The organism is Stenotrophomonas sp. (assembly GCF_050737075.1).
In the GTDB taxonomy this organism is placed as follows: domain Bacteria; phylum Pseudomonadota; class Gammaproteobacteria; order Xanthomonadales; family Xanthomonadaceae; genus Stenotrophomonas.
Window position 1 is genome coordinate 1 of record NZ_JBOHXV010000050.1, and the last position, 17,649, is coordinate 17,649.

Annotated in this window: 24 protein-coding genes; 21 read left to right on the top strand and 3 right to left on the bottom strand. The window is 66.2% G+C overall.

Annotated features, from left to right (window positions below; translation table 11 throughout):
- The 15 genes from ACREPD_RS12950 to ACREPD_RS13020 all read left to right on the top strand — a co-directional run.
- Positions 1-594: ExeA family protein (locus tag ACREPD_RS12950; protein ID WP_431599721.1), on the top strand; the 594-nt coding region annotated here is incomplete at its 5' end.
- Position 595: 1 nt separating this feature from the next.
- The gene (locus ACREPD_RS12955) at positions 596-901 is read left to right on the top strand and encodes a hypothetical protein (protein WP_431599722.1); all 306 of its coding nucleotides are present in this window, start codon (positions 596-598) and stop codon (positions 899-901) included.
- Position 902: 1 nt separating this feature from the next.
- Positions 903-1,292, top strand: coding sequence for a hypothetical protein (locus tag ACREPD_RS12960; protein WP_431599723.1), 390 nt, complete (start codon positions 903-905; stop codon positions 1,290-1,292).
- Positions 1,282-1,557: a hypothetical protein gene (locus ACREPD_RS12965; RefSeq protein WP_431599724.1), complete on the top strand. Its 276-nt coding sequence runs from the start codon at positions 1,282-1,284 to the stop codon at positions 1,555-1,557. Before ACREPD_RS12960 ends, ACREPD_RS12965 begins: the two co-directional genes overlap by 11 nt.
- Positions 1,550-1,777, top strand: coding sequence for a hypothetical protein (locus ACREPD_RS12970; protein WP_431599725.1), 228 nt, complete (start codon positions 1,550-1,552; stop codon positions 1,775-1,777). The genes ACREPD_RS12965 and ACREPD_RS12970 overlap by 8 nt, the downstream gene beginning before the upstream one ends.
- The gene (locus ACREPD_RS12975; RefSeq protein WP_431599726.1) at positions 1,774-2,256 is read left to right on the top strand and encodes a hypothetical protein; all 483 of its coding nucleotides are present in this window, start codon (positions 1,774-1,776) and stop codon (positions 2,254-2,256) included. The genes ACREPD_RS12970 and ACREPD_RS12975 overlap by 4 nt, the downstream gene beginning before the upstream one ends.
- Before the next feature lie 2 nt (positions 2,257-2,258).
- Positions 2,259-2,525, top strand: coding sequence for a hypothetical protein (locus tag ACREPD_RS12980; protein WP_431599727.1), 267 nt, complete (start codon positions 2,259-2,261; stop codon positions 2,523-2,525).
- A complete protein-coding gene (locus ACREPD_RS12985) occupies positions 2,522-3,136 on the top strand; it encodes a DUF3164 family protein (protein WP_431599728.1) in 615 nt (204 codons plus the stop codon). Before ACREPD_RS12980 ends, ACREPD_RS12985 begins: the two co-directional genes overlap by 4 nt.
- Position 3,137: 1 nt before the next feature.
- Complete coding sequence (locus tag ACREPD_RS12990; protein WP_431599729.1) at positions 3,138-3,815, top strand: hypothetical protein; 678 nt, start codon at positions 3,138-3,140, stop codon at positions 3,813-3,815.
- Positions 3,812-4,129, top strand: coding sequence for a hypothetical protein (locus ACREPD_RS12995; protein ID WP_431599730.1), 318 nt, complete (start codon positions 3,812-3,814; stop codon positions 4,127-4,129). The genes ACREPD_RS12990 and ACREPD_RS12995 overlap by 4 nt, the downstream gene beginning before the upstream one ends.
- On the top strand, positions 4,116-5,015 hold the full coding sequence (locus ACREPD_RS13000) for a recombination-associated protein RdgC (RefSeq protein ID WP_431599731.1): 900 nt from the start codon (positions 4,116-4,118) through the stop codon (positions 5,013-5,015). The genes ACREPD_RS12995 and ACREPD_RS13000 overlap by 14 nt, the downstream gene beginning before the upstream one ends.
- 5 nt (positions 5,016-5,020) lie before the next feature.
- Positions 5,021-5,395 (top strand): DUF2528 family protein, encoded by a 375-nt coding sequence (locus tag ACREPD_RS13005; protein WP_431599732.1) that lies wholly within the window; start codon positions 5,021-5,023, stop codon positions 5,393-5,395.
- A complete protein-coding gene (locus ACREPD_RS13010; protein WP_431599733.1) occupies positions 5,388-5,579 on the top strand; it encodes a hypothetical protein in 192 nt (63 codons plus the stop codon). Before ACREPD_RS13005 ends, ACREPD_RS13010 begins: the two co-directional genes overlap by 8 nt.
- Positions 5,576-6,040 carry a phage protein GemA/Gp16 family protein gene (locus ACREPD_RS13015; protein ID WP_431599734.1) on the top strand — a complete coding sequence of 155 codons (465 nt, stop codon included), beginning with the start codon at positions 5,576-5,578 and terminating at the stop codon, positions 6,038-6,040. Before ACREPD_RS13010 ends, ACREPD_RS13015 begins: the two co-directional genes overlap by 4 nt.
- Positions 6,041-6,045: 5 nt before the next feature.
- A complete protein-coding gene (locus ACREPD_RS13020) occupies positions 6,046-6,393 on the top strand; it encodes a Mor transcription activator family protein (protein ID WP_431599735.1) in 348 nt (115 codons plus the stop codon).
- A gap of 334 nt (positions 6,394-6,727) precedes the next feature.
- On the opposite strand, the gene rho is transcribed toward ACREPD_RS13020, so the two are convergent.
- Complete coding sequence (gene rho, locus ACREPD_RS13025; protein ID WP_431599736.1) at positions 6,728-8,506, bottom strand: transcription termination factor Rho; 1,779 nt, start codon at positions 8,504-8,506, stop codon at positions 6,728-6,730.
- Positions 8,507-8,728: 222 nt separating this feature from the next.
- Positions 8,729-9,058: a thioredoxin gene (trxA, locus tag ACREPD_RS13030; protein WP_431599737.1), complete on the bottom strand. Its 330-nt coding sequence runs from the start codon at positions 9,056-9,058 to the stop codon at positions 8,729-8,731.
- Positions 9,059-9,619: 561 nt separating this feature from the next.
- Here trxA and rhlB point away from each other — a divergent pair.
- From rhlB to ung, 5 genes are all read left to right on the top strand, one after another.
- On the top strand, positions 9,620-11,323 hold the full coding sequence (gene rhlB / locus ACREPD_RS13035; protein ID WP_431599738.1) for an ATP-dependent RNA helicase RhlB: 1,704 nt from the start codon (positions 9,620-9,622) through the stop codon (positions 11,321-11,323).
- 113 nt (positions 11,324-11,436) lie between these two features.
- Positions 11,437-12,123, top strand: coding sequence for a cell division ATP-binding protein FtsE (gene ftsE, locus ACREPD_RS13040; RefSeq protein WP_421568010.1), 687 nt, complete (start codon positions 11,437-11,439; stop codon positions 12,121-12,123).
- On the top strand, positions 12,120-13,070 hold the full coding sequence (gene ftsX, locus ACREPD_RS13045; protein ID WP_421568011.1) for a permease-like cell division protein FtsX: 951 nt from the start codon (positions 12,120-12,122) through the stop codon (positions 13,068-13,070). Before ftsE ends, ftsX begins: the two co-directional genes overlap by 4 nt.
- Before the next feature lie 7 nt (positions 13,071-13,077).
- Positions 13,078-13,923 carry a response regulator gene (locus ACREPD_RS13050; protein ID WP_421568013.1) on the top strand — a complete coding sequence of 282 codons (846 nt, stop codon included), beginning with the start codon at positions 13,078-13,080 and terminating at the stop codon, positions 13,921-13,923.
- Positions 13,920-14,639 carry a uracil-DNA glycosylase gene (gene ung / locus ACREPD_RS13055; protein ID WP_431599739.1) on the top strand — a complete coding sequence of 240 codons (720 nt, stop codon included), beginning with the start codon at positions 13,920-13,922 and terminating at the stop codon, positions 14,637-14,639. The genes ACREPD_RS13050 and ung overlap by 4 nt, the downstream gene beginning before the upstream one ends.
- 62 nt (positions 14,640-14,701) lie before the next feature.
- On the opposite strand, the gene ACREPD_RS13060 is transcribed toward ung, so the two are convergent.
- Positions 14,702-15,067 (bottom strand): helix-turn-helix domain-containing protein, encoded by a 366-nt coding sequence (locus ACREPD_RS13060; RefSeq protein ID WP_431599740.1) that lies wholly within the window; start codon positions 15,065-15,067, stop codon positions 14,702-14,704.
- A gap of 335 nt (positions 15,068-15,402) precedes the next feature.
- On the opposite strand from ACREPD_RS13060, the gene ACREPD_RS13065 reads away from it, so the two are divergent.
- Entirely contained in the window at positions 15,403-17,541 is a 2,139-nt protein-coding gene (locus ACREPD_RS13065; protein ID WP_431599741.1) for a hypothetical protein, read from the top strand.
- Positions 17,542-17,649: the final 108 nt, after the last annotated feature.

A 17,649-nucleotide genomic window follows, 5' to 3' on the forward strand; every position in this document is an offset into this window, starting at 1 on the left:
AGCGAAAGCAAGGGCAAGCCCCTGCGCGCCATCCACATTGCCGAATCCATCATGGCAACCGTCGCCCCGCTGTCGGCACCCAAGAGCAGCCCCGACGCGCGCTTTCGCCAGGCTCACCACGCGCTTCGTGACAGCTCCAGGGCCGGCCACAGCCACGTCCTGATCATCGAAGAGGCACACAGCCTGTCGATGTCCACGATCAAGCACCTCAAGCGGTTCCGCGAGCTGAAGGATGGGCTCCGCCCGCTGTTGGCGATCATCCTTCTCGGTCAGCCCGAATTGCTTACCAAGCTCTCCGAGCACAACCCGGATGTGCGCGAGGTGGTGCAGCGCATTGAAATCATCACGCTACAGCCGCTGGACAACGAGCTGGAGCCGTACTTGGCCCATCGCTTCAAACGCGCCCAGGTGCCGCTGGAGAAGGTGATTGATCGCAGCGGGATTGAGGCCCTGCGCGCCAAGTTGGTGCCGCCGCGCGGTGCGGGCTCGCTGCTGTACCCGCTGGCGGTGCAGAACGCGCTGACCGCTGCGATGAACCGTGCCGCCGACCTGGGCGTGCCCCTGGTCACCGCCGACGTAATTCGGGGGGTGTGACATGGCCGTCCCTTCACTCAAGCGCTGCAAGGCTCTCAAGCGCAATCGCCAGGAGCATTCGGCCATGTCCAAGCGGCATCCGCAACAGGTGCCGACCGGCCAGATCTACCCGGCCGAAACTGACTTCGTCCGGGTCAATCACGGTAAGTCCAAGGATCCGCGCACCGGGCTTGTGTACGACCTCGACCGCACGCCTGGCGGCTTGCCGATGATCACATCCGGCCGGACCGGCAAGATCTGGAACATCAGCTGGGATGACCTGGTCGATCTCGCCGTCGCCGCAGGCATCGACAAGGGAGCCGACTGATATGCAGCTGGCCCTGCTGCCGCAAGAGCTGTCGCTACAGACAGTGCTCTCGCAGCTGCAGGGCCGCCGTGGCGCCGCCAACGGCATCACCGCACGCGACCTGGTGCAACAGATCACCTCGCGGGTCAACGCCGCCGATGAACGTCGCCTGCGCCAGATCATTGAGCAACTTCGCCGGGATGGGCATCCCATCTGCGCCCATCCCGCTCACGGCTACCACCTTGCCGCCAACGCGGCCGAACTGGACCGCGCCTGCACCTTCCTGGTCGGGCGCGCCATGACCTCCCTGGAGCAGGTCAGCGCAATGAAGCGCGTGGCGCTCCCGGACCTGTACGGACAACTCGGGCTCACCCAGCCCGCCACCGACAAGGAATCCAATCATGAGTTTTGAACGCGAGTCCGACCTCCTTCTTGCCGCTTCCAACACCGCGCGCGAGCTGGAAAACGCCGGCATCCGAGTGCTGTCCCATTACAGCAACGGCCGTCGCCCCGTGCTGATCATCGACCGTCCGCCCCCGATGGCGCAGGGCCACCTCAAGCGTCACCACCCCAACGGCACTGGCGGTCGCGACAACGTCATGGCCGCCGAGTACCAGGGCCTGCAGCTGGAATGGACGCAGCGCACCCCGCAGCTGCGGGAGGTGGCGCATGGCTAACCGTGGCCAGTTCCTCGTGGTGCCCGCTGAGTGGGTTGGAGGCGATCCTTTCGCCGACCAGGACAAGGCAATCGAAGACGCCGAACTGCGCAGCAAAACCGATGGCAAGCATCGTGCTGTCGTGTATGTCGTGGCGCGCACCAAGCCGGCCCCGGCCCCGGTGATTGTGCTGACCCGCATGGAAGACGGCGTCACCCAGCCGCAGGTGGTGCAACCATGACCGACATCCCGAGCATCACCCTGCAGCATGCGATCGCGGCCTCCCTGGGAAGCGCCATCGTCGGGTATTCCGAGCTGGCCGACCGGATTATGGCGCATGGATTCCAGTACCGGGGCTACGTCACCAACGCCATCGGCATGGCTTTGCGCTGCGGAATGATCCAGCGTGTGGGCGGAGGGCTGGCGCGGAACTACCGGCTCAACCTGGATTGGAAGATCGACCCAACTGCGTTGGCTGCTGCACAGGCTCAGCGTGCCCGTGGCACTGCGACTGAGACTCGACCGAAGCCCGGGTCGAGCCAGCCTCCGTCAATGGACTACGTCGGCCCGGCATTCGGTGAAGGTCCGCTGGCGCCCTCGGTGGGCACGGTCTGCCTGTCGCAGGAAGAACTGGAGGGCGAGCTGCCGCCCTACATCGGCGGGCGCATCGTTGATTCGCTTCACGACCGGTTTGACGAAATATTCCGGGGGATCGAGTAGCCATGAAGCGCTCGCCTGGACGCCCCCGCAACGACCGCCTGCGCGCCTTGCGCTTTGCTCTATGGGCGCAGGATCGCAGCCCGAGCGAAATCACAGTGCATCTGATCTCTGGCCTGTTCGACATCTCATACGAAGCGGCCCGCCAGTGGCGAAACGATTGGCTCTTGGCCATCAGCCCCATAGAGGTCGAGGGCGTTCCCGTGCCTCTCAACGTTTTCGCGCGGCATTCCATGCCGATCAACGGCATCCCTCAAGGAAAGACCCCATGACCACTCAGCACATCCCTGACGGCTACCGCGAGGACCGCAACGGTCGCCTGGTTCCCGAGGAACAGATCAAACCGATAGACCTGGCGCGCGACCATCTGGTCGATGAAAAGATCCAAGGCGCGCTGGAGCTGAGAGACCTGCTTCGCGCCTTCAAGCGCGGCGTGTTTGACGATATCGCTGCGCTGGTCCAGCTCAGCGGTGAGCAATATGGCGCCCGCATTGGCGGCGATAAGGGCAACGTCACCCTGATGACTTTCAATGGCCGCTACAAGATCGTGCGCGCCATCCAGGACTCGATCCAGTTTGATGAGCGCCTGCAGGCCGCCAAGGCACTGATCGATGAATGCCTCAGTGACTGGACCCAAGGTTCCCGCGCCGAGCTTTGCACGCTGGTCAACAACGCTTTTCGCGCTGACCAGGACGGCAGTATTAAGACCGCCGAAGTGCTGTCACTGCGCCGCCTGCAGTTCGATGACCCGCGCTGGAAACAGGCCATGACGGCGATCAGCGACGCGGTGACGGTGGTGGGCAGCAAGACCTACGTGCGCTTCTACCAGCGCGATGAGCGCGGCCAGTACCAGCCGATCTCCCTTGACGTGGCGGGGGTGTGACATGCCGAAGATCCAGGACACCTGCACCTTCCGCCTCACCGGCGTCCACGGCAGCCTGACGGGGAACACCTTGGCTCTGGCCGTGGCGATCGCCGATGAAGCGGCTCGCTCTGATATCGAGATCTACGCCCAATCGCGGTGGGTCGATGGGCTCCAGTTCTTCGACTGTATGGTCGATGCCCACCGGGATGCTGACTGGAAGACCCGGGCCGATGCCATTGCCCGGGCACTGCGCTACATCGAGGCGCGAGGTGATGTCTTCCCTTGGAAGTTGAAGCGGCACATCGCCCAGCCGGGCTGGGTGCATTTTGCGGAGACGGATGAAGGCCACGACGATACCCCCGGCCCGCGCGTCCTCTGTGCCAACTGCGACCTGCCCACCGACTGCCTGGGATCGCCCCTGTGCGGTCCGTGCGCCCAGCAGGCGGTCGGTGCGATGTCTGTGTCGCTCGCCGAGGCACGGCGCCAGTTGGATCGCTCGGTCGCATCGTTCATTCGTGGTCTGCATGACCCATCGACAGTGCGTGCTGTGGCCAGCGCGATTGCGCGCGAGGTGGGTCATGGAACGGCCCAAAGGTGCGAAGCACAGGCGCAGGCAGCGGTCCTGGCCATTACCGGGCTGGTTCAACATCCTGCCGTGGTGGTCGACCTTGGTCCCGTAGCGGAGGTGCTGCCGTGATCGCCTACTGCTGGGCCACCGGCCTGATCGAGTTCGGTGATCAAGTTCCGGAAGGAGCGCTTTCCATCGCCAGTGGTGCCCCACAACTGCTGCGCGCTGTGATCAGTGTCCGTGCGCGCCACGGCAAGGGGGCCAGCGAGGGCAAGCTGCTCGTTCCTGGCGTACCTGAAGCGCCGAGCGATCAGGCAAAGGGCGACGCCCTGCAGGCCTGGCTCGCATGGTGCGCGCAGCTCCCGAAGGGACTGCGCTGGAGCGCAATGGCTGACAGCCCAAGCCAGCCTCAAACTACGGAGGTCCCCCATGTTCATGCGTAACCTTGTGCTGTTCCGCTTTCCCATCGCCACCGATTTCTCAGAGGTGGACACCCTGCTGCCGCAGGTGTTGCTCAAGCCGGTGGGTCCGCTAGAAATGAATTCCCGTGGCTTCATCTCGCCGTTCGGCCGTGAGGAAAAGGCAGTGTTCTCACACCGCATCGGTGATGCGCTGTGGCTGACCGTGGGTGGTGAAGACAAGATCCTGCCGGGCGGGGTGGTCAACGACATGTTGGCGCGCAAGCTGGAAGAGATCGAGGGAATGGAAGGCCGTAAGCTCGGAGGCCGGGAGCGCAAGCGCCTCAAGGACGACCTCCTGCACGAGCTGATGCCGCGCGCCGTGGTGAAGAGCTCGCGGACCGATGCGCTGATCGACCTGGGCCACGGTTTCGTGGCCGTAGACAGCTCCAGCCGCAAGACCGGCGAGAGCGTCGTGTCCGATATCCGTGGCCTGCTCGGCAGCTTCCCGGCAATGCCGCTGAACGCCGAAGTGGCGCCGCGCACGATCCTGACCGGCTGGATTGCCGGCGAGGCGCTGCCGACCGGGATTAGCCTGGGCGAAGAATGCGAGTTGAAAGACCCGGTCGAGGGCGGTGCGGTGGTCAAGTGCCAGCACCAGGAACTGCGCTGCGACGAGATCGACAAGCACCTGGATGCCGGCAAGCAGGTCACCAAGCTGGCCTTGGTGTTCGAAGACAGCCTGTCCTTCGTGCTCGGCGACGACCTGATCGTGCGCAAGCTGAAGTTCCTGGACGGCGCGCTTGATCGGCTCGACGACGACGACGGCCGCCGCGCAGAGCTGGATGCCCGCTTCGCCCTCCAGAGTGGCGAAGTCCGCCGTCTGTTCCTGCTCTTGGAGCAGGCCTTTCGCCTTTCTACTGTGAACTGAGAGCCATGACCATCAAACGCTACAAGGTTGAACAGGATTGGGGTGATGCTGAGGTTACCCTCGACGTCGACCATGACAAGCTGACGCCGGAACTGGCAACGCTGATCAATACCTTCTGGACGGGGGCCGATGAGCGCTTGGACAGCACGGATGGCGACGTAGTGCTTGCCGTGATCAAGATGGCCGCAGCTGAGTACCTCGGTTGGGTGTTGGACGTCAACTCCAGCTATTCCAACGAAGGCATGGAGCGCGAGTTCGACGACCTTGAGGGCTGGCCTGCGAGGGACGAACGCGGCATCCGTCTGGTTGATTGGGATGGTCGGCCTGATCTTGATCCCGACGGTCTCAAGGTGACGGAGCTGGAGGTGGGTGGTGGCTGATCGCCAGGCACCGTTGACCAAGAAATCGCAGGTTCTGGCTGTGATTGAGGCCGGTGGCCGGGTTGCGCAAGCAGCCCGGCCTGGCCTGTATCGGCTGCTGAACCGTGCCGGCCAGGAAGTGCCCGCGTGGCAGACCGCTATCAAGGCGGCACATGCGGCCCTCACCGACCAGGTGAAGCCATGACCCCTACGCGCAAGGCTGGGGACGCCCGTAACCGGGTGCTGGCAGCAATCCATGCCGGTGCCAAGAAGCTGGGCCTGCCTGAAGATGTCTACCGTGACCTGGTCGAGCGCGTCTCAAAGGAACACGGCCAAGCTCAGCGCAGCGCCGGCAAGTGCGATCGCCGCCAGCTCGACGCGATCGCCAATGAACTGCGTCGCCTAGGCGGCATTCCAGCCAAGGCCGCCCAGGCGGCCCAACAGTGGGCTGGCCGCCCCAAAGGTGAGCTGCCGCCACAGTTGGCCAAGATTGAGGCCCTGCTGGCTGACGCCGGCCGGGAGTGGGAGTACGCGCACGCTGTGGCTCGCCGCATCTGCCGCGTCGCCCGCCTGGAATGGTGCAGCCCCGCCCAGTTGTCCAAGGTAATTGCCGCCCTGCAGATCGACGCGGACCGTCGTGCTCAGCGGGAGAGCACACCTCGATGAGGTCGATGGAAGCCCGGCGCAACGAACTGCTGGCCAGCGTGGCGACCACCGCCGCCGCTGAAGCCAGTACGCTCGGTATTTGCGATAGCCAGGCTGAACAGATTGGCGCTGCGGTGGCTGACGCCCTGGCCGATAGCTGGGGCGGACAGACGATCTACTTCCCTCAAGACGCCTCGTTCAAGATCAGCCCCCGTGAGCGGGCACTGCTGGACGCCCATCGTCGCGGCACCACTGTTGCGAGTCTGGCCCGCCAATATAAGATGTCTGAACAGGGTGTCCGCAAGCTGCTCCGCCGGGCCGCCACCCGGGACCGGAACCTGGATCAACTCAGGCTATTTGACCCGGCCCCTTGATTGCACCAGGCGCAATGTCGTTTCATGGTGTTCCGCCCATGACCGTCTTCTTCCGGGTTCTTCCGGCTAGATATCTCGGTGCGTCCCCCTGATATATCTCACCCCTGCACAACTGTCGAAGCTGCGGCTGCGGCCGCGGCTACGGCTGAGCAAGCTACGGAGGCTGTGGAGGAGCCGGTGGCGGTGCTGGTTGCGCCACCGTTCGGGCCGCTTCTGGATCGCATGGGACCGTGACAGGTACCGACCAACGGTCGGTACCTGCCGGCGGAGCGGTCGGCCGGAACGAAAAAGGCCCCGCAATGCGGGGCCTTTTCTGTTTCGAATGCGGCGCCGGTCAGCGCTTCATCGAACCGAAGAACTCGTCGTTGGACTTGGTGTTCTTCATCTTGTCGAGCAGGAACTCCATCGCGGCGATTTCGTCCATCGGGTGCAGCAGCTTGCGCAGGATCCAGATCTTCTGCAGCAGCTCCGGTTCGATCAACAGGTCTTCGCGGCGGGTGCCCGAACGGTTGATGTCGATGGCCGGGTACACGCGCTTTTCGCCGATGCGACGGTTCAGGTGCACTTCGCTGTTGCCGGTGCCCTTGAACTCTTCGTAGATCACCTCGTCCATCTTGCTGCCGGTCTCGACCAGCGCAGTGGCGATGATGGTCAGGCTGCCGCCTTCTTCCACGTTGCGTGCCGCACCGAAGAAGCGCTTCGGGCGGTGCAGCGCGTTGGCGTCCACACCACCGGTGAGCACCTTGCCGGAGCTGGGCACCACGTTGTTGTAGGCACGCGCCAGGCGGGTGATCGAGTCGAGCAGGATCACCACGTCCTTCTTGTGTTCGACCAGGCGCTTGGCCCGCTCGATCACCATTTCGGCGACCTGCACGTGACGTGCGGCGGGTTCGTCGAAGGTGGAGCTGATGACTTCGCCGCGCACGGTGCGCTGCATTTCGGTCACTTCTTCCGGGCGCTCATCGATCAGCAGCACGATCATGTGCACTTCCGGATGATTCGTCGTGATGGCCGTGGCTACCTGCTGCATCATCATCGTCTTGCCGGCCTTGGGCGGGGAGACGATCAGCGCACGCTGACCCTTGCCCTGCGGTGCCATCAGATCGAGGATGCGGCCGGTGATGTCTTCCGACGAGCCGTTGCCGCGTTCCAGCGTGAAGCGCTTGCGCGGGAACAGCGCGGTGAGGTTCTCGAACAGGGCCTTGTTCTTCGACGCTTCCAGCGGCTCACCATTGATGGTGTCCACGATCGACAGCGCGAAGTAGCGCTCGCCGTCCTTCGGGAAGCGGATGCGGCCGGACAGGTGGTCGCCGGTACGCAGGTTGAAGCGGCGGATCTGGCTGGGCGAGATGTAGGTGTCGTCCGGACCGGCCAGGTAGCTGGCTTCGGCCGCGCGCAGGAAGCCGAAGCCGTCCGGCAGGATTTCCAGCACGCCGTCGGCGGCAACGCCGTCGCCGTGGCGGGTCAGCACCTTGAGCAGGGCGAAGATCACGTCCTGCTTGCGGGCGCGGGCCACGCCTTCGGAAATCTGCAGCTGCTCGGCGATGTCCAGCAGCTTCTGCGCCGGCATGCGCTTGAGGTCGCTCAGCGAATAGACCGGGAAGCCTTCCGGCACGTTGGCCTGCTGGCTGCGCACGAACGGCTGCTGCTCGCCGGTGTCCTGCGGCATGCCGTCGTCGCGGAAGCCACCACCACCGCCGCCACGATTGCGGTCGCGGTCGCGGCGGTTACGGAAGCGGTCGCGGCGGTTGCCCTGGCCCTGGCCGTCGTTTTGATTCTGATTCTGGCCTTGGCCCTGGCCCTGCTTGTACGGATTCTGGCCGCCCTGGGGGTTGTTGTTGCGTTGGCCGCCGTCGCCGGCGTCCTGGCCACCGGCCTGCGGGGCCGGGGCATCGCCGCTGGAAGCGGCCGGTGCCTGGGGCGCCTGCTGCGGGGCTGCGGGTGCAGCCGGCGCCGACGCGTCAGGCGCGGCAGCCAGGGGCAGGGCATTCTGGGAAGGAGAAGAACCGGTGTCGGCGCTGCTGGCAGCGGCCTTGGCGACGCGCGGCTTGCGCACGCGCTTCTCGGCGGGCGCGTCGGCGCTCCCGGGTTCGGAAGTAGTGATATCGGACAAGTGCTGAATTCCTCGCTGGAAGGTGCGAGCGCCCGGCAGGGGCGGCGAACGTTGGGAAGGGATTCTGGAAAGAAACGTCGTCCAGAAGATGCGGCGCGCGAATGCGGCCGGATGTGCCGACACTAACACCGGCTCGCGGCAGTGCGCAAGCCGGGTGGGGCAGGGTCATTCATGCGGGCGTGGGGCCCGCGGGGCAGCCGGGGTGGCCGGCTGCCGGGTGGCTCAGGCCAGGGCCTTGTCGAGCAGGCCAGCCAGCTGGGCCTTGCCGACGGCGCCGATCTGCTCGCCGACCTTTTCACCGTCCTTGAACACCACCAGGTACGGGATCGAACGCACGTGGTACTTCGCCGCCAGCTCGCGCTGTTCATCGACGTTGACCTTGGCGATCTTGGCGCGGCCGTCATAGGCGTCGGCCAGTTCGTCCAGCGCCGGGGCGATCATCTTGCAGGGGCCACACCATTCGGCCCAGAAATCGACCAGGACCGGCTCTTTGGAGTTCAGTACGGTGCTTTCGAAGTCAGCGGTGCTGACATGTACAACCTTGTCGCTCATCTTGGTCTCTCGTATTGGAGTGCACCCGGCCGGGCCGGAGGGGTTGAACCTGGACGGGGCTGGGCCCCGTCCCCGTCTGCTGCCTCGTGGCCGCGCGGGCGACCAGCGGTGCGTCCGGTGGATGCCTGGACGCTCACGGCCGGCAGTGTACCCCTATCGTCGCGGGGTGGCAGGCACGGGGTGGAAAGAATCATCCTGTGATTGCCATCGCGCTTTGCCGGGGCTGGCTGGACCTATATGCGGGTGGTGGTTTGGCGGATCCAGCCCGGAAGGGCGGGGCGTTCAACTGGGGGTCGGGGGGGTGAACGAGGGGTTGACGGGCTTCCGGGGCAGCCACGCAGGGCGTGGCTCTACCCGGTTGCACGTTGTCGCTTAGGGGTGTGAGACTTGACATCCCGGTTTGCCGGCCGCTTTGCGCTAAACTGGGTCATTGTGCGGCGCCCGAGGACCGGTAGGTCCGGCCTCCGCCTTCCCTGGCGCAGGGCCCTCAATGGCGACGGTGCCCCCAAGATTGCAAGCCACCCGTGCACGCTGCCGGGCTGGCCTTACCAAGACGGACTCATGAGCGACAAACCGCTGACCGATTTGACCTTCTCCTCCTTCGATCTGCATCCGGCCCTGCAGGCCGGTCTCGAAGGCGCTGGATTCACCCGCTGCACCCCCATCCAGGCACTGACGCTGCCGGTGGCACTGCCCGGCGGCGACGTCGCCGGCCAGGCCCAGACCGGCACCGGCAAGACGCTGGCCTTCCTGGTCGCGGTGGTGAACCGCCTGCTGACCCGCCCGGCGCTGGCCGACCGCAAGCCGGAAGACCCGCGCGCGCTGATCCTGGCGCCGACCCGCGAACTGGCCATCCAGATCCACAAGGATGCGGTGAAGTTCGGCTCCGACCTGGGCCTGCGCTTCGCGCTGGTTTACGGCGGTGTGGACTACGACAAGCAGCGCGAGCTGCTGCAGCAGGGCGTGGACGTGATCATCGCCACCCCCGGCCGCCTGATCGACTACGTCAAGCAGCACAAGGTGGTTTCGCTGCACGCCTGCGAAATCTGCGTGCTCGACGAAGCCGACCGCATGTTCGACCTGGGCTTCATCAAGGACATCCGCTTCCTGCTGCGGCGCATGCCCGAGCGCACTGCGCGGCAGACCCTGCTGTTCAGCGCCACCCTCAGCCACCGCGTGCTGGAGCTGGCCTATGACCACATGAACGAGCCGCAGAAGCTGGTGGTGGAAAGCGAATCGATCACCGCCGCCCGCGTGCGCCAGCGCATGTACTTCCCGGCCGACGAGGAGAAGATTCCGCTGCTGCTGGGCCTGCTCTCGCGCAGCGAAGGCGCGCGCACCATGGTGTTCGTCAACACCAAGGTGTTCGTCGAGCGCGTGGCGCGCTCGCTGGAGAAGGCGGGCTACCGCGTGGGCGTGCTGTCCGGCGACGTGCCGCAGAAGAAGCGCGAGAGCCTGCTCAACCGCTTCCAGAAGGGCCAGCTGGAAATCCTGGTGGCCACCGACGTGGCCGCGCGCGGCCTGCACATCGACGGCATCAAGTACGTCTACAACTACGACCTGCCGTTCGACGCCGAAGACTACGTGCACCGCATCGGCCGTACCGCCCGCCTCGGTGAGGAAGGCGATGCCATCAGCTTCGCGTGCGAGCGCTATGCGATGGGCCTGCCGGACATCGAAGCCTATATCGAGCAGAAGATCCCGGTGGAGGCTGTCACCAGTGAGATCCTGACCCCGCTGCCGCGTCCGGAACGCGCGCCGGTGGCGGCAGGCGAAGAGGGCGACGAGAACGAGAGCGTCGGCCAGATCTTCCGTGAAGCGCGCGAAGCGCGTGCCGCCGAAGAAGAGCGCCGTGGTGGTGGTCGTTCGTCCAGTGGCAGCCGCACCGCCGGTGGCCGTGGCGAACGCAGTGGTGAGCGCAGCGGCGAACGCAAGCCGCGCCCCCCGCGCAAGCCGCGTGTGGAAGGCGAACAGCCGGCCGTTGCCGTCGAAGGCACCGCACCCGTAGCGGCTGCAGCGGCCCCGCGTCCGCCGCGCGCCGAAGGCGCACCGGAAGGTGCGGCCGAGGGCGAACGCGCGCCGCGCAAGCGCCGTCGTCGTCGCCACGGCCGTCCGGTCGAAGGCGCCGAGGGTGCTACCCAGTCGGTCACGCCGGTGCAGGTCACCGCCAAGCCGATGCGCAACACCGCACCGGCCGCCGACCCGGGCGCAGGCTTCCTGACCCGCATCGGCCGCAAGATCCGCCGGATGCTGTCGGGTTCGTAACGACCCACGGGCGTTACCTACCCGCGCCTGACCCGATCAACGGTAGCGCCCTACCGTTGGTCGGGCGACCGGTGATCCCCACGCTGCCGCGCTCCTCCTGCATAATCGGAGGAATGAGCGTCCTGCGTTTTGACAATGTCAGCAAACACTATGCGGGCGGCCACCAGGCACTGGTGGACGTCAGCTTCGACGTCGCGCCCGGGGAGATGCTGTTCGTCACCGGGCATTCCGGCGCCGGCAAGAGCACCCTGCTCAAGTTGATCCACCTCGACGAGCGGCCGAGCCGTGGCGCCGTGGTGTTCGACGAGCGCAACCTGCTCAAAGTCCGCGGTGGCGACATTCCGCGGCACCGGCGCACGGTCGGTGCGGTCTACCAGGACCACCGCCTGCTGATGGACCGCAGCATCGCCGAGAACGTCGCCCTGCCGCTGATCCTGCGCGGTACCCGCCGTGCCGACATCGCCAAGCGCGTGCGCTCGGTGCTGGAACGCATGGGCCTGGGCCACCGCGAAAAGGCGCTGCCGTCGCAGCTGTCGGCCGGTGAACAGCAGCGCGTGGGCATTGCCCGGGCGATCGTCGGCGAACCCAAGCTGCTGGTCGCCGACGAACCCACCGGCAACCTCGACCCCACCCTGGCGGCGGAAATCATGGCGCTGTTCGCCGAACTGCCCGAGCGCGGCACCAGTGTGCTGGTGGTCAGCCACGACCTGGCGCTGCTGCGCGCGATGCGCAAGCGCGTGCTGATCCTCGACCACGGCAAGCTGATCGACGACATCTCGCCGCAGGACCTGGCCGAATGAGCACCGCCACCAACAAGGAAGCCGCCGCCCCGTCGCGGCTGGGCGTGTGGCTGCACCACCACGGCCACAGCGTGGTGTTCAGCCTGGGCCGCGCCTGGCGCAAGCCGTGGGCCACCCTGCTCACGGTGATGGTGATGGCGCTCGCGCTGGCCCTGCCGCTGGGCCTGTCGATCGCGCTGGACAACCTCAAGCACTTCGCCGGCAGCGTGCAGCAGTCGCGCGACATCAACCTGTTCCTCAAGACCGACGTCGATGCGGCGGCGGCCAAACAGGTGGCCGATACCCTGCGCGGCCGTGCCGACGTGGCCGGCGTCACCCTGCGTTCGCCCGACGAAGGCCTGGCGGAACTGCGCGACAGTGCGGGGCTGGGCGAAGCGATCGATGCGCTGCACGACAACCCGTTGCCGTCGCTGCTGATCGTCACTCCTGCCAATGGCACCGACGACGCCCGCCTGGCGCAATCGCTGGAAGGGCTGCCCCAGGCCGACCTGGTCCAGCACGATGCACTGTGGCGCAAGCGCCTGGACGCGTGGCTGGGCTTCGGCACGCGGCTGGTGCAGGTGCTGTCGGCACTGCTTGGACTTGGCGCCGCGCTCGTGGTGGGCAATACGGTGCGACTGGACATCCAGGCGCGCCGCGACGAAATCGGCGTGCTGCAGCTGCTCGGTGCCAGCGACGGCTTCATCCGCCGTCCGTTCCTGTACCTGGGCGCCTGGTACGGCCTGGGCGCCGGTGCGCTGGCCCTGGCCCTGGTCGGCATCGCCGGGCTGGCCCTGCGCCCGCCGCTGGCCGCGCTCTCGCAAAGCTACGCCAGCCCGTTCGTGCTGCATGGGCTGGACCTGCTGCATTCATCGCTCGTGCTGGTCGGCACCGTCGTGCTGGGCTGGCTGGGCGCGTGGCTGGTGACGGGACATTTCCTGCGCCAGACCCGTCCGACCGAAACCTGAGGCCCGCATGCGTCCGCAAGTACTGAAGCACCTGGTCGACGATGCACCGCGCGTCATGGTGGTCGATGGTTCCAAACTGGTTCGCCGCCTGATCGCCGACGTGCTGCAGCGCGAGCTGCCGGCGGTGCAGGTGGTGGGCTGCGCCAGCATCGAAGAGGCGCGGATGGCGCTGGAGGCGGGCCCGGTCAACCTGGTCACCACCTCGCTCACGCTCAGCGATGGCGACGGCCTGGCGCTGGCGCGGCTGGTGCGCGAGACCGCCGGCCAGGCTTACGTGCCGGTCATCGTGGTGTCCGGCGATGCGCAGCAGCATCTGGAGCAGCGCCGCTTCACCGACTACGTCACCGACTACTTCGACAAGGCGCTGGGCCACGAGGCGCTGGCCACCTTCATTCGTGGCTATGTGCAGCCGGAAACCATTCCTGGCGCCACCATCCTGTATGTCGAAGACAGCCGCGTGGTGGCCGAGGCCACCAAGCGCATGCTCGAACGCCAGAGCCTCAACGTGCTGCACGTGATGACCGCCGAAGAGGCGTTCGCGCTGCTGACCGCCGAGTCGCTGGGCCGCAGCAGCCACCGCATCGACCTGGTGCTGACCGACGTGACCCTGAAGGGCGAACTCAGCGGCCGTGACGTGGTGGAGCGCGTGCGCGTGGATTTCGGCTACGGCAAGCGCCGCCTGCCGGTGCTGGTGATGACCGGCGACGGCAACCCGCTCAACCAGTCCGGCCTGCTGCAGGCCGGTGCCAATGACCTGGTGCAGAAGCCGATCGAAGAGCGGCTGCTGGTCACCAAGGTGCTGTTCCAGCTGCGCCTGGCGCGACTCAACGACAACAAACCCGCGGTGCGATGAACGACGACGTACAACCGAGCATCCAGCTCGAACCGAGCTGGAAGACACGTATTGGGGACTATCTGCTGCGGCCGGAGATGCGCGAGCTCGCCGGCTTCCTGCGCCAGCGCAAGGCGGCCGGTGCCCACGTGTTTCCGCCGGGCCCGCAGATGTTTGCCGCCTTCGATGCCACGCCGTTCGAGCAGGTGAAGGTGGTCATCCTGGGCCAGGATCCGTACCACGGCGCGGGCCAGGCCCATGGTCTGAGCTTTTCGGTGATGCCCGGCGTGCCGGTGCCACCGTCGCTGCTGAACATCTACAAGGAACTGGAAGCCGATCTCGGGCTGCCGCGGCCGGACCACGGTTGCCTGCTGCCCTGGGCACAGCGCGGCGTGCTGCTGCTCAACGCGGTGCTGACCGTGGAAGAGGGGCAACCGGGCTCGCACCAGAAGCGCGGCTGGGAAGGCTTCACCGACCATGTGGTGGATACCCTCAACCGCGAGCGCGAGGGCCTGGTCTTCCTGCTGTGGGGCAGCTACGCGCAGCAGAAGGGCAAGGTGATCGACACCGGCCGCCATCGTGTGCTCAAGGCGCCGCATCCGTCGCCGCTGTCCGCGCATCGGGGCTTCCTGGGCTGCAGGCATTTTTCCACGGCCAACCAGTACCTGGAGCGACGCGGCGTGGGCCGCATCGACTGGTCGCTGCCGCCGCGCGCCGCAATCGCGCAATCGGTGTAACGACCCACGGTCGTTACCTACCGGCGTAGTCAGGGTGAAAGCCTGACGTATTCGCCCCGTAATTAATCGTTCAACATTTCGATGATGGCGCGGGCCATCTGGCGCTTTCGCGGCGGCATGCGACGCAGCAGGGAGAGAATCTCGGTTTCTTGGGCGGTACGCGCCGCGTCGACTGAGGTTTCTTCCGACATGGTTAAGTCGTTTCCGTCCTCGGGACGCCCCGGTCCACGTCCGGTCGCCAGCCATTCAAAATAGACTTGCGTCACAATTGCGACGCAGGCAAGGTGTTGAACACTGGGAAACGTGCCGCCCTCCCGTTCCCATTGCGCCACGGCACTGCGGCGTACGCCGGCCTCCAGCGCCAGCTGCGATTGCGATAGCCCTGCGGTCAGGCGTGCTCGTCTGATTCTGTCGCACATGGCCTGCATGTAACGCCCCCTTTCCCTGTTTAGTAAGTATTGCTTCCCTGAAATTCTTTTCTTCTGTGTACAGAATTGCTTTCGCTCACCTCTGTAGCAAGGGTTATAGCCGGGCGCCGGCCCGCCAGCAAGCGCCACTCCCCTGCATTTTCACGCCGTCTTGTTTGACGGAATTTCCATGGCCCCGCATTAATCGGCAAAACCGGGGCTGAACGTAGATTACGTCGGGAACCGGACATCGGCACAGCGCGATCAGGGAGGCGACGGAGTAAATCCGCCGTCACGGTCGAACTCTGCCCAAAAAAATGTCTGCGGAGACGAAACGTATGGTTAATGTGAAAGGCGTGAACGTTTCGTCAGTGCGTTGGCAGGCGCTGTTGCTGCTGACCGTGCTGGCGGTGCTTTCCTGCCTTGGCCGGGCCTACGCGCAGTCAGCCTGCACGGCAGGCGCCTGCGTCAGCGCCGGGCCCCGCCTGGCCTCGGTCGATTCCACCCAGAGCCCGATCCTGAATCTGCTGTTCGGCGCCTTGCTGCCCGGCACCACCCTCAACCTGAGCGTGGCCGACTGGAACAACCTGGCCGGCGCCAACATCAACCTCAACGCCCTGCTGACCCAGCTCAACGGCGGCGTGGTGGTCAGCGATCCCAGCCAGGTGCTCAATACCAACATCACCCTGGGCCAGCTCCGCGCGGCGATGGTGCAGGTGCTGCAGGCCGACGGCCAGACCGCGGCGGCCAACGTGCTCAACGCGCTGCCCCTGGGGGGCGCCGGCACGTCCGGCAGCATCCGCCTCGCCGACATCCTGCAGATCGCACTTCCCACCGGCTCGCTCGCCACGGTGCGCCTGAACGTGCTGGACCTGCTCACCGGCGGCGTGCAGCTGTACAACTTCCGCAACGTCCTCACCACGCCCACCCCGATCACCGTCAATACGGCCGCACTCGGGCTCAACGGCGTGGCCAACGTGCGCCTGTGGGTGCAGGTGGTGGAACCGCCGGTCTACAACTGCGGTGCGGTCGGTGCGGCGTTCCACAGCGCGGCGATCCGCATCAAGCTCGATCTGGACCTGGTGCAGGGGCTGAACACCGGCACGCTCACCGCCGCGCTGAGCGGGCTCAACCTGCTGGGTGTCTCGCTGTCCAACACCAGCATCAGCGCCGATGTGCTGCACCTGCAGGTGTACGCCGACGTCGCGCGCGCCGAAGGCTCCATCTCGGCGATCAACCTGGTCGGCAGCGCGGTTACGCTGCAGGCGCGCCCGGGTCTGGTCAATCTGTACGTCGGTCAGATCAGCGACGCCACCTTCTTCAACCGCAGCACGGTGCTGACCAGCACCGCGCTCAGCCCGGCCACGCTCACCTCGCTGAGCGTCAAGGTGCGGGTGTCGGCCAACATCCTGGGCATCGTCACTCCCATTGCCGATGTCACCATTCCGCTCACGGTGAGCATCAGTGGCTACGCCACCGCCACTCCCGGGCTGCAGAGCGCCAGCTTCACCGGCCCCTATCCACAGACGCGCACGTTGACGGCCGGCACGGTGAGTGCGGCGACGCTGGTCTCCACGCTGGCCAACTCACTCAACATCCAGGTCACCAGCGGCAACCCGGTGGTCACGCTGCTCGGCGGCATCTCGTTGCCGTTGCCCGTGGCCGACCTGGTCAACGGCATCGTCAATACGCTGTTGACGCCGATCCGCACCCTGGTCAACGCGCTGGTCACGCCGGTGCTGACCTCGCTGCTGGGGGGTGTCGTGGACAACCTGCTGGGCCTGCTCGGCATCCGCGTGGGCCAGGCCGTGTTCACCGTCGAAGGCGTCACCCAGGCCTGCGCGGCGACGCTGCAACTGGTGAAGGTGCTGCAACCCACCAGCGACACCGGCCTGTTCAACCTGTCCATCACCTACAACGGCAGCACCGTCGGCTCGGCCACCAACGTGGGCAACAACGGCGCCACGGCGGCGGTGATCACCGTGCCTGGCGGCAGCTATGCGCTGGCCGAGGCTGCGGCGGCCGGCGGCACACTCGCGCGCTATGCCAGCAGCTGGCAATGCGTGGATCAGAACAGCACGGTGGTGTCGTCCGGTACCGGCGGCACGTTCACGCTGCAGGCGCCGGCAATGACCGCCACGGCGGTGACCCTGGTGTGCAGCATCACCAACCGAACGCGCCAGGCAGATCTTTCCATCACCAAGAGTGATGGCAGCAGCACCTACACGCCGGGTGGCTCGGCGACCTACACGCTGGTGGTGCGCAACAACGGGCCCGACCCGGTCACCAACGCGATCGTCGCCGACACCCTTCCCAACGGCACCACGCTGCGTGGCGCATGGACCTGCAGTGCCACCACGGGCAGCGCCTGCGCTGCGGCCAGCGGCGGGGCGGTGGGCGGTGCCGCGGTCAGCGTCGGGGTGAACCTGGTCAATGGCGGCCAGGCAACGATCAGCGTGCCAGTGAGCTTCAGCAACAACCCCGGCGCGTACTGACGCGCCGGGCAATACGACCGATGGCGAGGGAATGATCCCGCGCCGTGGATTCACGGATACAGCGTTGCCGGCGGGCCTAAGAGGCCCCACGGCGGCTTTGGAGGGGGA